The sequence below is a fragment of the Streptomyces sp. MRC013 genome (genome assembly GCF_023614235.1).
Lineage (GTDB): Bacteria > Actinomycetota > Actinomycetes > Streptomycetales > Streptomycetaceae > Streptomyces.
Genome location: NZ_CP094264.1, coordinates 3,326,091 through 3,339,727 on the forward strand (window position 1 = coordinate 3,326,091; position 13,637 = coordinate 3,339,727).

At 74.9% G+C, this 13,637-nt stretch carries 10 protein-coding genes and 1 tRNA gene; 4 read left to right on the top strand and 7 right to left on the bottom strand.

The window, feature by feature from the left end:
- Window positions 1-97 precede the first annotated feature (97 nt).
- The gene (locus LUW75_RS15280) at window positions 98-2,629 is read right to left on the bottom strand and encodes an ABC transporter permease (RefSeq protein WP_250336105.1); all 2,532 of its coding nucleotides are present in this window, start codon (window positions 2,627-2,629) and stop codon (window positions 98-100) included.
- A gap of 63 nt (window positions 2,630-2,692) precedes the next feature.
- Complete coding sequence (locus LUW75_RS15285; protein ID WP_250337686.1) at window positions 2,693-3,463, bottom strand: ABC transporter ATP-binding protein; 771 nt, start codon at window positions 3,461-3,463, stop codon at window positions 2,693-2,695.
- Between the two features lie 428 nt (window positions 3,464-3,891).
- On the opposite strand from LUW75_RS15285, the gene LUW75_RS15290 reads away from it, so the two are divergent.
- A tRNA-Leu gene (locus LUW75_RS15290) sits at window positions 3,892-3,978 on the top strand.
- Between the two features lie 364 nt (window positions 3,979-4,342).
- Here LUW75_RS15290 and LUW75_RS15295 read toward each other — a convergent pair.
- Window positions 4,343-4,861: a hypothetical protein gene (locus tag LUW75_RS15295; protein ID WP_250336106.1), complete on the bottom strand. Its 519-nt coding sequence runs from the start codon at window positions 4,859-4,861 to the stop codon at window positions 4,343-4,345.
- A 649-nt stretch (window positions 4,862-5,510) separates the two neighbouring features.
- On the opposite strand from LUW75_RS15295, the gene LUW75_RS15300 reads away from it, so the two are divergent.
- Window positions 5,511-6,389 carry a Bax inhibitor-1/YccA family protein gene (locus LUW75_RS15300; protein ID WP_250336107.1) on the top strand — a complete coding sequence of 293 codons (879 nt, stop codon included), beginning with the start codon at window positions 5,511-5,513 and terminating at the stop codon, window positions 6,387-6,389.
- Between the two features lie 357 nt (window positions 6,390-6,746).
- The gene (locus LUW75_RS15305; protein WP_250336108.1) at window positions 6,747-7,091 is read left to right on the top strand and encodes a hypothetical protein; all 345 of its coding nucleotides are present in this window, start codon (window positions 6,747-6,749) and stop codon (window positions 7,089-7,091) included.
- Between the two features lie 13 nt (window positions 7,092-7,104).
- On the opposite strand, the gene LUW75_RS15310 is transcribed toward LUW75_RS15305, so the two are convergent.
- The 3 genes from LUW75_RS15310 to LUW75_RS15320 all read right to left on the bottom strand — a co-directional run bounded on the left by LUW75_RS15310 (window position 7,105) and on the right by LUW75_RS15320 (window position 10,681).
- Window positions 7,105-8,007 carry a hypothetical protein gene (locus LUW75_RS15310; RefSeq protein WP_462933797.1) on the bottom strand — a complete coding sequence of 301 codons (903 nt, stop codon included), beginning with the start codon at window positions 8,005-8,007 and terminating at the stop codon, window positions 7,105-7,107.
- 249 nt (window positions 8,008-8,256) lie between these two features.
- Window positions 8,257-9,477, bottom strand: coding sequence for an acetyl-CoA C-acetyltransferase (locus LUW75_RS15315; RefSeq protein WP_250337687.1), 1,221 nt, complete (start codon window positions 9,475-9,477; stop codon window positions 8,257-8,259).
- Window positions 9,478-9,682: 205 nt separating this feature from the next.
- On the bottom strand, window positions 9,683-10,681 hold the full coding sequence (locus LUW75_RS15320) for an SGNH/GDSL hydrolase family protein (RefSeq protein WP_250336110.1): 999 nt from the start codon (window positions 10,679-10,681) through the stop codon (window positions 9,683-9,685).
- A 115-nt stretch (window positions 10,682-10,796) separates the two neighbouring features.
- Between LUW75_RS15320 and LUW75_RS15325 the strand changes: the two genes are divergently transcribed.
- Window positions 10,797-12,182: a cystathionine beta-synthase gene (locus LUW75_RS15325; RefSeq protein ID WP_250336111.1), complete on the top strand. Its 1,386-nt coding sequence runs from the start codon at window positions 10,797-10,799 to the stop codon at window positions 12,180-12,182.
- A 401-nt stretch (window positions 12,183-12,583) separates the two neighbouring features.
- Here LUW75_RS15325 and LUW75_RS15330 read toward each other — a convergent pair whose 3' ends face one another.
- A complete protein-coding gene (locus LUW75_RS15330) occupies window positions 12,584-13,195 on the bottom strand; it encodes a hypothetical protein (protein WP_250336112.1) in 612 nt (203 codons plus the stop codon).
- Window positions 13,196-13,637 lie beyond the last annotated feature (442 nt).

Consider the following 13,637-nt stretch of genomic DNA (forward strand, 5'->3'; position numbering starts at 1 on the left):
CGGTCCCGTCCGGCGGGTGTGGGCCCGCGTTCGCACCGACGGCGAGGGCCGGGCCCCCGTCATGCGACGGGGACCCGGCCCTCCGGCGGTGCGTCCGCTACTCGGCCTTGATGGCGCTCAGCATGTTCAGCTTCGCCGCGCTGCGCGCCGGCCACATCGCGGCCAGGACGCCGACCAGGCCGGCGAGCAGGAGGAAGAGCCCGATCCGGTCCCACGGCAGGGTCAGCGTGTACCCCGGCAGGCTGTCCCTGACGGTCTCCCCGACCGCCCAGCCGAGGAACGACCCGAGGGCGACGCCGACGACCGCGCCGTACAGCGAGATCACCACGGCCTCCAGGCGGACCATCCGCTTCACCCGGCGCCGGTCCAGGCCGATCGCGCGGAGCATGCCGATCTCCTGCTGCCGTTCGAAGACCGACATGGCCAGGGTGTTGACCACTCCCAGCACGGCGATGAGCAGAGCCATCGCCAGCAGGCCGTACATGATGTTCAGCATCATGTTGATGACGCCGCCGAACGAGTCGCGGATGTCCTTGTGGTCCATGAAGTCGACGGCCGGGTTGTTCCCCAGGGACCGGGCCAGCGCCTTCTCGTTGGCGGCGCTGGCCCCGCCCTCCACCGAGACGAAGACGGAGGGGATGTACGGCTCGGGGTCGTGCGGGGCGACGACCTTCCGGTCGATCAGGACCGGCGAGAGGAACTCGGAGTCCCGGTAGACCGCGCCGACGGTCAGCGTGCCCTTCTCACCGTCGCCGTACGTGACGGCGACGGTGCCGCCGACCTTCCAGCCGCGCGACTCGGCGGTCTTGCGGGCCACGGCGATCTGGCCGCGCGCCAGCGAGTCGAGCGAGCCGGCGGTCGGCTCGATCTTCAGGACCTCCTCGACGTCGCCGGGCGTGACGGCGGAGACGAAGGCGGGCTTCCCGCCGAGCTCCATGCGGGACGCCTGCTCCGGCGAGACGGCGGTGACGCCGCGGGTCTTCTCCAGCGCGGTCAGCACGGACGGGTCGAGGGAGCCGCCGCCGGCCATGCGGACCATGTAGTCCGCCTTGATCTGGTCGGTGGTCGCCTGGTCGAGGGACCGGCCGACGGTGACGCCGAGCACCGACAGGCCGGTGACCAGCGTGAGCCCGATGGCCAGCGCCGAGGCGGTCGCGCCGGTGCGGCGCGGGTTGCGGACGGCGTTCTGCCCGGCGAGCTTGCCGGAGACGCCGAACACCCCGACGAGCAGCGGCCGTACGGCGGCGATCAGCGGCCGCGACAGCAGCGGGATCAGCATGATGACGCCGACCAGGGCGAGGAACGCGCCCCCGGAGACGAGGAGCCGGCCGAGGTCGCCGGCCTTGGCGGCGCCGAGCACGATCACGCCGGAGCCGATGGCGGCCAGGCCGCCGCCGATGCTGTTGCGCAGGACCAGCGACTTCTGCGTGGGCGCGGCGTGCACGCTGTTCATCGCGGCGACCGGCGGGATCTTCGCCGCGCGACGGCCCGGCAGCCACGCCGCGAGCACCGTGACCAGGAGGCCGACCCCGAGCGCGGACAGCACGGGCACGACACCGAGGACGAGCGGGCCGTCCGGCACCTTCACCTCGAACGCCGCCATGCCGGAGCGCAGTCCCACGGCGAGCGCGATGCCCAGCAGGTAGCCGGCGGTCGAGGCGACGAGGCCGACGATGCCGGCCTCCGCCAGGACCGAGCGGGTGATCTGCCGGCGGGACGCGCCGACGGCCCGCATCAGCGCGACCTCCTTGGTGCGCTGCGCGACGAGCATCGTGAAGGTGTTGGCGATCAGGAAGACGCCGACGAACAGGGCGATGCCGGCGAACCCGAGGAAGACCTGGTTGAAGGCGCTCATCCCCTCCTCGATCTCCTCGGCCTGCTGCACCGAGAGCTCCTCGCCGGTCTGCGCCCCGGCGTGTTCGGGGAGCAGCGGCTCGATCGCGGCGAGGATCCGGTCGTCGTCCGCGCCGGGCGCGGCGGTGACGGTGGCCTCCGCGAAGTAACCGGGCTTGAGGAAGAGGCTCTGCGCGGTCCCCGTGTCGAACAGGACGAGGCTGCCGCCGGCGCCGACCGCGCCGTCGTCGGTGGTGAAGACGCCCTGGAGGCGGAAGGTCCGCACGGGGCCGTTGGTGGCGACGCGGACGGTGTCGCCGACCTCGTACCGGCCCTTGGCGGCGGTCTCCCGGTCGAGGGCGATCTGGCCGGCGGCCACGGGGCCGCCACCCTCCACGAAGGCGTACCGGGCGTCCCTCCCGTCCTTGCCGGGGGCGAAGTTGGAGCCCTTGTTGGACCACTCGACGCCGATCAGCCTGCCGTCCCGGTCGGGGACGCCGGCGAAGCCCTCGACGCGGCCGGTGACGGAGGCGACCCCCGGCACGGCGGAGATCCGGTCGAGCACGGCGCGGGAGAGGCCCGGTTCCCCCCTCGCCTCCCCGGGGTCCGGGTGGGAGGCGATGGAGACGGCGACGTCGTCGTAGCTCTTGGCGGCCTGCCGGGTGAAGGCCCGGTTCAGGGTGTCGGTGAAGACGAGGGTGCCGGAGACGAAGGCCACGCCGAGCATGACGGCGAGGACGGTCATCAGCAGTCTGGCCTTGTGCGCGAGCACGTTGCGCAGGGCGGTACGGAACATGAGGCGAGTCCTGGGGTGGAGGTGTCCGGTGTCGGGAGGGGCGGGCGCGGGGGCGGCCCCCGGTCAGCTGGTCCGGCCCTTGGCGTCGAACTCCTTCATGCGGTCCAGCACCCCGTCGGCGGTGGGCGCGATCATCTCGTCGACGATCCGGCCGTCCGCCAGGAAGATCACGCGGTCGGCGTAGGAGGCGGCACCCGGGTCGTGGGTGACCATCACGACGGTCTGCCCCAGTTCCCGTACCGAGTTCCGCAGGAAGCCCAGCACCTCGGCGCTGGAGCGCGAGTCGAGGTTGCCGGTGGGCTCGTCGCCGAAGACGATCTCCGGCCGGGAGGCCAGGGCGCGGGCGACGGCGACGCGCTGCTGCTGGCCGCCGGAGAGCTGCGCCGGGCGGTGGCCGAGCCGCGCGGACAGGCCGACCATGTCGATGACCCGGTCCAGCCACTGCTTGTCCGGCCTGCGGCCCGCGATGTCCATGGGGAGCGTGATGTTCTCCAGCGCGGTGAGCGTGGGAAGCAGGTTGAAGGCCTGGAAGATGAAGCCGATCTTGTCCCGGCGCAACTGCGTGAGCTGCTTGTCCTTGAGGGCGCCCAGCTCCGTGTCGCCGACGCGGACCGATCCGCTGGAGAAGGTGTCCAGGCCGGCCACGCAGTGCATCAGGGTGGACTTGCCGGAACCGGACGGGCCCATGATCGCGGTGAACTCGCCCTGCGGGAACTCCACGGTCACCCGGTCGAGGGCGACCACCCGGGTCTCGTCCTGCCCGTAGACCTTGGAGAGGTCCGTGGCGCGGGCGGCCACCGCGGTGGCGCGGCGTGCGGTCGTCGGGGTGGGGATCACGAGGGGGACTCCTGTCACACACGGGTTCGTCGAGGACCGTCCCATCGTCCGTGTCCCGCCCCCGCCGGGCGTCCGCCCGCGTGCCCGTTCCCGGGGCCGCCTGAAGTCTGACGGCCCGGCGAGCCACTCCTTCTGAGGTATGACGTCACCCCCGAGTGCCTCCCCTGAGCGGGGTACGGGGCGGTGCGGGTCCCGCCGACGGGGACCCGGCGTGGACGCGGCGTGGACGGACGGCGACTTTCCGTCATTCCGCCGGAACGGCAGGTACGGCCGTGAACCCCGCACCGCTGCTGCGCAACGCCCTCACCGTGTGCTGACGGCCCCTCAGACTCCAATAAAATAAGACAACATCGGGCCACTGCCTCGTCGTTCGAAGGGCACGCACGGATAGGCTCACGTGCTGACGCGGAGGAGTCGCGCGTCATGCCCGGATGGTGGAACGCAGACACGGCGAGCTTAAACCTCGCTGGCCTACGACGGCCGTGCGGGTTCGAGTCCCGCTCCGGGCACCAGGTGGGTACGGGCCTCCGGCCCAGGGGGAACAACGCGGGGTTCCGTGCCCTCGGTGCGGCGTGGGAACACGCCGGGAACACCGGGGGCTGTGCTGTGCCCGCGGCGAGCGCGCACCCGCGCGAGAAGCGCGGGGACGAGTCCGGCGGGACCTCCGGCCACCGGCGGAGCGGCGTCCGGGCCGTGCCCGCGGCGGGGCGGCCCGAGTGCCCCGCAGGCGGCCGCTCGGCGGGCGTCTGCGCACGCGCCGGCGACGGGACCGGCGGGCGGGAACCGCCGGCCCGGGCGCGGGGCCGGAGTGCCGGACCGCGGTGCCGCCGACGCGGCCGGGGCGCGACGGAAGCGTGCGGGACCCGGCGACCGGGCTCACGGGAAGTACAGGGCGGCCTTCTCCAGTACGTGGCCCGTGAACATGCCGCCCCAGGCGACCCCGCCCCGGTAGATCGAGGTCCGTACGGCACCCGGAGCGGTCTCGACCGTGAGGGGACGGGCGACCAGCGACATGTCGAGGATCCGGGCGTCCGAGGCGGCCCAGCGGGCCGCCTCGGGCCGGACGCGTGCGCTCACCAGGGCGGGGAGCACCAGTGCCGCGTTGCGGGCGCCGGGTACGCCGCCGCGCAGGCTCTTGGCGTAGTGCGTGGCCCACGCGGTGAACTCCCCCAGGACGGCCACGTCGACCTCGGGGACGGCACTCGCGAAGACGAACAGTTCGGCCTTCGTCCCGAACCAGCGGACCCTGCGGTCGGCGCGGTGGCCGGCCACCACCCGGCGGTCGTTCCAGCGCGGGGAGGTCACCGCGCAGCCGTCGTCCGTCAGCCGTGCGTGGAGTGCCGTGAGGTACGTGTCCGCCGCGTCGGCGGCCGGTTCGGTCGGGTGCGGGCTCATGCGGGGATCCTCCAACACCCCTGGCGGGCGGGGGAAGAGGGGACGGGGACCGGGCTGCCCCACGCGGTCCCGGGGCGGCGGCGGCTCCGACGGCGGGGGCCGTCCCGGAACGGGACGCGGACGCGGGGCCCGCACCCCCGCACGCCCCGTCCGCCCGGGGCGGAACGCCGTCGGCGGCCGGAGCGGCGGGCGCCCCGCGGGGCCGGGCCCGCGATCGGGCCGTCCCCGGCCCCGGGCTGAACGGGACCGCCCGGGCGTTCGGCCCCGCCGCGGGGCGGGGGAGCGCTCCGGTCCGTGTTCCGCGGGCACCGGGGGAACGCGGAGGGCCGGCGGACCGCCGGGCTCCAAGGCGTGCTCCCGACCGCGCTCCCGCGGGAAACACGGAATCCGGCACGCGGGGAGGAGGCGTGCGGTCGCGCGAGGACGCGGGTGTTCTCACCGGGGCCGGGCGCTGCCGCGGGCCGGAAGCGGTGCCGGTCCGGGCTGGGGCCCCGCTCCGGCGCCGACGGCTCGGGGAGGTTCCGGAGCCACACGGGGTCGCGCGATCGAGATCCGGGAGCGAAAGATCCTCCCCGAGCACTAGGGTGTTTCCTTTGCTTCCCCATTACTCTGGTTGCAAGGCCGCGCACGGCGGCCATGGAGGAGTGAGATGAGGAGCAGCAACCCGGTCTTCTCGCGACGGGGGTTCAGCCGCGACAACGGCTACGCGGGCTTCAACGCGCAGCAGCAGGCCGGGGGCCCCGCCGCTGGAACCAACCCGTACGCGACGAACCCGTACGCGACCGACCCCTACGGGCAGCCTGACGCCCAGCACGGCGCCCCGCCGCAGGCCCCGGCCCGCGCGGGGGCCATGACCATCGACGACGTGGTGTCCCGCACGGCCATCACGCTCGGCACGGTGTTCGTCACCGCGACGCTCGCCTGGTTCCTGCTGCCGGTCGACCCCGCCAACCTCGGCAGGTCCTACGGCATCGGCATCGGCGCGGCCCTGGTGGCCTTCGTCCTGGCGATGGTGCAGTCCTTCAAGCGCAAGGCGTCGCCCGCCCTGATCCTGGGGTACGCGGCCTTCGAGGGCGTCTTCCTCGGCGTCATCTCCAGCGCCGTCTCGACGTACGTCACGGCGGGCGCCGTCCCGCAGGCGGTGCTCGGCACGATGGCGGTCTTCGCCGGTGTGCTCATCGCGTACAAGATGCGCTGGATCCGCGTCACCCGCCGCTTCTACGGCTTCGTGATGGCGGCCGCGGTCGGCTTCGTCCTGCTGATGGCGGTGAACATGCTGTTCTCGCTGTTCGGCGGCGGTGACGGCCTGGGCTTCCGCAGCGGTGGCCTCGGCATCGTGTTCGGCATCATCGGCATCGTCCTCGGCGCCTGCTTCCTGGCGCTGGACTTCAAGCAGGTCGAGGACGGCATCGCCTACGGCGCTCCGCGCGAGGAGTCGTGGCTGGCGGCCTTCGGCCTCACCCTGACCCTGGTCTGGATCTACCTGGAGTTCCTGCGGCTGGTGCAGATCCTCAGCGGCGACGACTGACCCCGCGGTCGGTGGAGGGCCCGCCCGGTTCGTCCGGGCGGGCCCTTCCGCGTCGTGCGGGGGCGCCGCCCGGGGCGGCCCGGCGGGCCGCGCCCGCGGAACGGACCACGCCGGCGCGGCCGTCCCCGCCGGGCGCCGGCCCGCCCCCTCCCCGAAGCGGACGGCGGGCGCCCGCCGCGACGGTACGGGGCCGACCGGACGCCACGGGCCGTGCGGCGGGGCACCGGGCGGCGGGCACCTCCGGAGGAGCCGGGGCACCGCCGCGTCCGCCCGCCGCGCGCGGGCGCTCCCACGCGTCACCGCGCCCGGGCGCCCGCCCGTTGGCGGCGGCGGATCGACGCCGCATAGGGTCGCGGTGTGCACGACACGACGGAACTGGACGAGGCCGTGGGCCGTCTCGCCGACCGGCTGCGGGCCGCCCCGCAGAGCCGGCTCAGGCAGGGTGCGGCCGCGGAGGGGCTGGCGCTGGCCAGGGAGCTGGCGGCGCGGGCGCAGCGGCTGGAGGGCGCGGCGGAGGTGCGCGTCATGCCCGACGCCGGGGTGTTCGCGGTGGGGGACCAGCTGGCAGTCGCCGGCGCGGACCTCGCCGAGGCGCTGCGCGCCGCCGCGCGCCGGGACGGGGCGTCCGCGGCGGCGCTGGCCGGGGAGCTGGCGGAGGCGGTGGAGTCGGTCCGCGCGGCGGCGGCGCGGACGGCCCTGTAGGGGACGGACGCCCCTACACGGAGGCGATGACCCGGTCGGCGAGGACGTAGACGTTCTCCGCGTCGCCGCAGGAGAACGTCAGGGCGTACGCGCCGGAGATGCCGGACCCGCCCAGCAGGAAGGGGGTGGCGCCCCGGCGCAGGGCCTCGGCGAGGCGTTCGGCGGTCTCGCGGTGCCCGGGGGTCATGCACAGCGTGGCGCCGTCCTCGAAGACGTACACGTCGAGCGTGCCGAGCGGCCCGGGGCGCACGTCGGTCAGCGCGGTGCGCGCGGCGGCCAGCTCCTCCAGGCGCGCCATGGTCCGTTCGTGGTCGGTGACGACCGGCGTGCGGACGGGCACGAAGTCGGGGTGGGAGGGGTGCCGGCGGCGGGCCGCGGCCAGCTCGGGGGAGTCCTCGGGGTGTTCGGGGCAGTCGCCCGCCCCGGCGGGCTCGGAGAACTCCCCGCCCGGCAGGCCGGGGAAGTCGGGAAGCCGCGCGCCGGTGAGGTCGCCGTCCGCGTCGTACCCGGTGTCGAGCCCCAGCGACTCCAGGCCCGCCAGGTCGGACTGGCGCGGCACGAAGTAGGGGCCGTCGTCGCCGACGCCGCCGACCGGACCGGGGGCCCCGTCCAGCAGGGAGGCGGGGGAGTCGGTGGCGTCCCGGGCCTCCTGGGCGGCCCAGAACGCGCGGGCCTCGGCCAGCTCGCGCTCGCGCTCCTCGGCCAGCGCCTCGGCGACGGCCGTGCGTATCTCCTCCGCCGTCGTGACCTCCGCGGAGCGGGCGTGCGGAACGGTCGGACGCCGCTCCGCGGCGCCGCGGGCGGCGAGGTCGGCGCGCAGGGCGGCGATCTGCCGGCGCAGCCCGTGGACGGCGTAGAGGGCAGCGGCGCCCACGGCCGCGGCGGCGGCCGTGGTCAGCAGCAGGGCGAGAGACATGGCGCTCACTGACTTACTCCCGGTTTCTATCGATCCCCCGCACTTCCTACCTCAGCTTCTCCCGGCTGTGGACCCGGTGTCAGTGCATTACGTCACGAATTGGACAGTTTTCTTTCGCGGGCGTTTTGCACTGTCACGACCCTGACCTGCACAAACGAATCTCCCCCGGGAGATAGGTCACATCCTGGGGGAGATTCGGTCACGGCCGGGACGCGGCGCGACCGCGGGGGCCGGGCCGGGGAAGCCGGGTCAGGAGAGCCGCTCGATCACCATGGCCATGCCCTGACCACCGCCGATGCACATGGTCTCCAGACCGAACTGCTTGTCGTGGTACTGGAGGCTGTTGATCAGCGTCGTGGTGATGCGGGCGCCGGTCATGCCGAAGGGATGGCCGACGGCGATGGCGCCGCCGTTGACGTTCACCTTGTCGAGCGGGATGCCCAGGTCCTTGTAGGAGGGGATCACCTGGGCGGCGAACGCCTCGTTGATCTCGACCAGGTCGATGTCGCCGACGGTGAGGCCGGCGTGGGCGAGCGCCCGCCTGCTGGCCTCGACCGGGCCGTACCCCATGATCTCGGGGGAGAGGGCGGAGACGCCGGTGGAGACGATCCGGGCGAGCGGGGTCAGGCCCAGCTCACGCGCCTTCGCGTCGGACATGACGACGAGGGCGGCGGCGCCGTCGTTGAGCGGGCAGCAGTTGCCCGCGGTCACGCGCCCGTCGGGGCGGAAGACCGGCTTGAGCGCCTGTACGCCCTCCAGGGTGACGCCCGCGCGGGGGCCGTCGTCCTTGCCGACGACGGTGCCGTCGGGGAGGGCCACCGGGGTGATCTCGCGCTCCCAGAAGCCGTCCGCGATGGCCTGCTCGGCGAGGTTCTGCGACCGCACGCCGAACTCGTCCATCTCCCGGCGGCTGACGCCCTTCAGCAGGGCGAGGTTCTCGGCGGTCTGGCCCATCGCGATGTACGCGTCCGGCACCAGGCCGTCCTCGCGCGGGTCGTGCCACTCCCGGGCGCCCCTCTCGGCGGTGGCCGCGGTGCGGGCCTGCGCCTCGGCGAAGAACGGGTTGCGGGTGTCGGGGAGGGTGTCGGAGTTGCCCTTCGCGTACCGCGAGACGGTCTCGACGCCCGCGGAGACGAACACCTCGCCCTCCCCGGCCTTGATGGCGTGCAGGGCCATGCGCGTGGTCTGCAGGGACGAGGCGCAGTAGCGGGTCACGGTGCAGCCGGGCAGGTGGTCCATGCCCATCCGCACGGCGACGATGCGGCCCATGTTGAAGCCCTGCTCGCCGCCGGGCAGGCCGCAGCCGAGCATGAGGTCGTCGATGTCCCGCGGGTCCAGCTCGGGGACCTTGGCGAGGGCGGCCTGGACGATCGTGGCGGTCAGCTCGTCGGCCCGCAGGTCCTTCAGCGAGCCCTTGTGGGCCCGGCCGATGGGGGAACGGGCGGCTGAGACGATCACGGCTTCGGGCATCACGGCTCCAGGGTGGGCGGGCGGGCGGCTGGAAGGGAAGTTACCCCTACGTAGAGCCCGGGTCACCGCAGGGGAGGTGTGACCCCCGCCGCACTGCCCGGCGCCAGGTCAGCCGGTCCTCCCGGGCTCCGGACCGCCGGCCCCGTCGCGGACCGCGCCGTCCGCGACGGGGCGGGGGCGCGGGGCGGGGGCCCGGGCCGAGGGGTCACACCGGGTCGCCCTCGGCGGGACGCTCCGGGGCAGCGCACTCCGTGAGGCGCCGCCGGCGGCGGTGCCTGAGCAGGGCCCACGGCGCGCGGGCGCCCGCGACCTCCGTACCGGCCTCCTCCGCCGCCTCCGCCGCCGCCACGGCCACCGGCAGCACCCCCTCCCCCCGGTTCGCCTCCGGCCGCTCCGGGCCGGGCCACACGCCCAGGGCCGCGCACACCGTCGGCAGGACCGCCATCGCCGCCGTCGCGTACCCCTCCGCCGACGGGTGGTAGTTGTCGGCGCCGAACATCTCCCGCGGGTTCGCCGCGAACTCCGGACCCAGCAGATCGCCCAGCGACACGGTCCGGCCGCCCCGCTGCACCACCGCGATCGTCTGCGCCGCCGCCAGCTGCCGCGAAAGCCGCCGCGCCAGCCAGCGCAGCGGCTGGTACACCGGCTCGATGGTGCCCAGGTCGGGGCAGGTGCCGACGACCACCTCGGCGCCCGCGGCGCGCAGCCGCCGCACCGCCCCCGACAGGTGCCGCACGGACTGCGTGAGCGGCACCCGGTGGGTGACGTCGTTCGCGCCGATCATGATCACGCAGGCGTCCGGGACCCGCTCCGGGTGCGCCAGCAGCAGGGTGGTCTGCCGCTCCAGGTCGTCGGAGCGGGCGCCGGGCAGCGCGACGTTCCGCAGTTCCACGGGCCGCTCGGCCACCTGGGCGAGCCCGGAGGCGAGCAGCGCGCCCGGGGTCTGGCCGACGCGCCGCACGCCCTGGCCCGCGGCCGTGGAGTCGCCCAGCATGGCGAGCCGCAGCGGATTCCCGTCGAAGCCGCGCCCGTACAGCCCGTCCGCCGTCGGCGGCAGCGGCGCGACGCCACCGCCCAGGGACCGCTTCGCCAGCCGCATCTCGGCCAGCAGCACCCCTGCCGCGGCCACCCCCAGCAGACCGGCGCCCCCGCCCCCGTACGCCGCGCCCGCGGCGATCCGCCGTGCCACCCTCGCCCTCGACATAGGCGTGGCCACCTCCTTCGTACGGTCTGTGAGCTAACTGCCCGATGACGGTGCCCGGCTACGCATCCGCTCGGCTTACGCTGGCTGGACCATCACGGAGACCCGGAGACTTACGGTGCGAATCCACGACTCGATGATCAGCCTCGTCGGCAACACCCCGCTGGTGAAGCTCAACAGCGTGACCGCGGGCATCCAGGCCACGGTCCTGGCCAAGGTCGAGTACTTCAACCCCGGCGGTTCGGTGAAGGACCGCATCGCCCTGCGCATGATCGAGGCCGCGGAGAGGAGCGGCGAGCTCGTGCCCGGCGGCACCATCGTCGAGCCGACGTCCGGCAACACCGGCGTGGGACTGGCGATCGTGGCCCAGCGGAAGGGCTACAAGTGCGTCTTCGTCTGCCCGGACAAGGTGTCCACGGACAAGATCAACGTGCTGCGGGCGTACGGCGCCGAGGTCGTCGTCTGCCCCACGGCGGTCGACCCGGAGCACCCGGACTCGTACTACAACGTCTCCGACCGCCTCGTACGCGAGATCCCCGGCGCCTGGAAGCCGGACCAGTACTCGAACCCGAACAACCCGCGCTCGCACTACGAGACGACCGGCCCGGAGCTGTGGGAGCAGACGGACGGGCGGATCACCCACTTCGTCGCCGGCGTGGGCACGGGCGGCACCGTCTCCGGCACCGGCCGCTACCTCAAGGAGGTCAGCGACGGGAGGGTCAGGGTCGTCGGCGCCGACCCGGAGGGCTCGGTCTACTCGGGCGGTTCCGGCCGCCCGTACCTGGTGGAGGGCGTCGGCGAGGACTTCTGGCCGTCCGCCTACGACCGGACGGTGACGGACGAGATCGTCGCCGTCTCCGACAAGGACTCCTTCCAGATGACCCGCCGCCTCGCCAAGGAGGAGGGCCTCCTCGTCGGCGGCTCCTGCGGCATGGCCGTCGTCGCGGCGCTGCGCGTCGCCGAGGGGCTCGGCCCGGACGACGTGGTCGTCGTCCTGCTGCCGGACAGCGGCCGCGGTTACCTCTCCAAGATCTTCAACGACGAGTGGATGGCGGACTACGGCTTCCTGGAGGACGCCGGCCCGTCCGCGCGCGTCGGGGACGTGCTCCGCCACAAGGAGGGCGACATCCCGAAGCTGGTGCACATGCACCCGGAGGAGACGGTCGGCGAGGCGATCGAGGTGCTCCGCGAGTACGGCGTGTCGCAGATGCCCATCGTCAAGCCGGGCGCCGGCCACCCGGACGTGATGGCCGCCGAGGTCGTCGGCTCGGTCGTCGAGCGGGAGCTGCTGGAGGCGCTGTTCACCCAGCGCGCCTCCCTCGGCGACCCGCTGGAGAAGCACATGAGCGCCCCGCTCCCGCAGGTCGGTTCCGGCGAGCCGGTCGAGGACCTGATGGCCGTGCTGGGCCGGGCGGACGCGGCGATCGTGCTGGTCGAGGGCAAGCCGACCGGTGTGGTCAGCCGCCAGGACCTGCTGGCGTTCCTGGCCCGCGACGGCAGGTGACGGCCGGGCGGAGCGGGTGACGGCCGCGCGCGTCGGCACACGGTCCACGGCCGGGCGGCCGGGGGTCGCGTGAACGGTACGGGGACGGCGCACGGCGGAAGCATCCGCTCGGCACGCACCCGGCACCGTGGCGGCCGCCGGCGCCACGGACCTCCGGAGCGGCTCCCGGACCCCCGCCGGCGCCGCGGAGCGGCGACCGCCCCGGCCCGGATCCGGGTCCCCGCACGGACCGCTGTCGCCCCACCCCCCGGTGCCCGGGGAGCGGCGGCGTCCGTACGGCCGGGGCCGTGTGGGGAGCGGGTCGGGGCGGGGTCCCGGAGCGCGGTGGGCGTCCCGGGACCGGACGTACGCCCGGGGTGCGCTCGTCCCGGCGCTCCGCGGACGGCTCCGTCCCGGACGCGTCAGTACGTCGCCTCCGCCCAGAAGCCGAACACCCTCCTGAAACCGGCCCCCACGGCCCCGCGCCGCGTGAGGACCGACCGGTCGACGCCGGCGAACAGGGCCGCGAGGGCGAGGTCCGCGGGCAGCACCCGCCCCGCCGCCCGCACGGTCAGCCTCCTGCCGCCCGCGATGCCCGACCGGCGCACGGTGACGAGGACACCGGGGTCCTCGCCGTCGGCGAGCCGCGTCAGCCGGTACGCGTGCCTGCCGATCGCCGTCAGCCGGTAGTGGTCGCCCAGGTACCGCAGCCGCAGGGAGCGGCCCCGGCGGGTGACGGCCCACCGGTTCCGGTCCAGGCCGGCGAGCCGGCCGTCGACCCGGCACGTCGCGCGGTTCAGGGTGGGCATGGAGACGAGGTCCGAGAGCAGGCCGCGGGTCTCGAACCTGGCTGTGGGGAGACGGTCACCGCCGGCCTCGGTCACGATGGCGCCGGAGGCGTGCGGGGGCGCCGGCCAGACCACCCGGACCTCGCCGAACTCCGGGGACCTGCCCCGCCAGCCGTACTGCGGCCGGCCGCCCGGCTCACGCCGCTTCTCGTACGCGAGCGTGAACGGGGAGACGGTGGTGTGCATGGGTTCCTCGTCGGTCGAACGGGTCGGGGGCGCCACCCGACTTCTCGGCGCCGCCGGCGGTGTCGTTTCCGAGGCCCTCCGCCCCGTCGAGGGCCCGGTCCCCGACCCTGCCGGCGGCCTCGTGGTCGTCCCGGGTCGGGCGGCCGGCGTACACGGCACCCGTGTCGACCGCCGGGCCGGCCGTGACCGGGCCGGGTGCGGGCCGGAGCGGGCGCGGACCGGGTCGGGCGCCGCGGTGGGCGCCGCCGTGGAGGCGCGGGGCGCGGTGCCGCCGGGACCGGTGGCGGACCCGGAGGGACCGGCCCCGGTCACGTCGGTGCCGTACGTCGCCGGGTCGGCCGCGCCGCAGCCGTGGGCCGTCGTCGGCGGGCGGCCGGTTCGGACGCGTCAAGGCGTCCTGCCGCGCCGCCGCCCCGGACCGCGGCCGCGGAGCCTCCCCGTC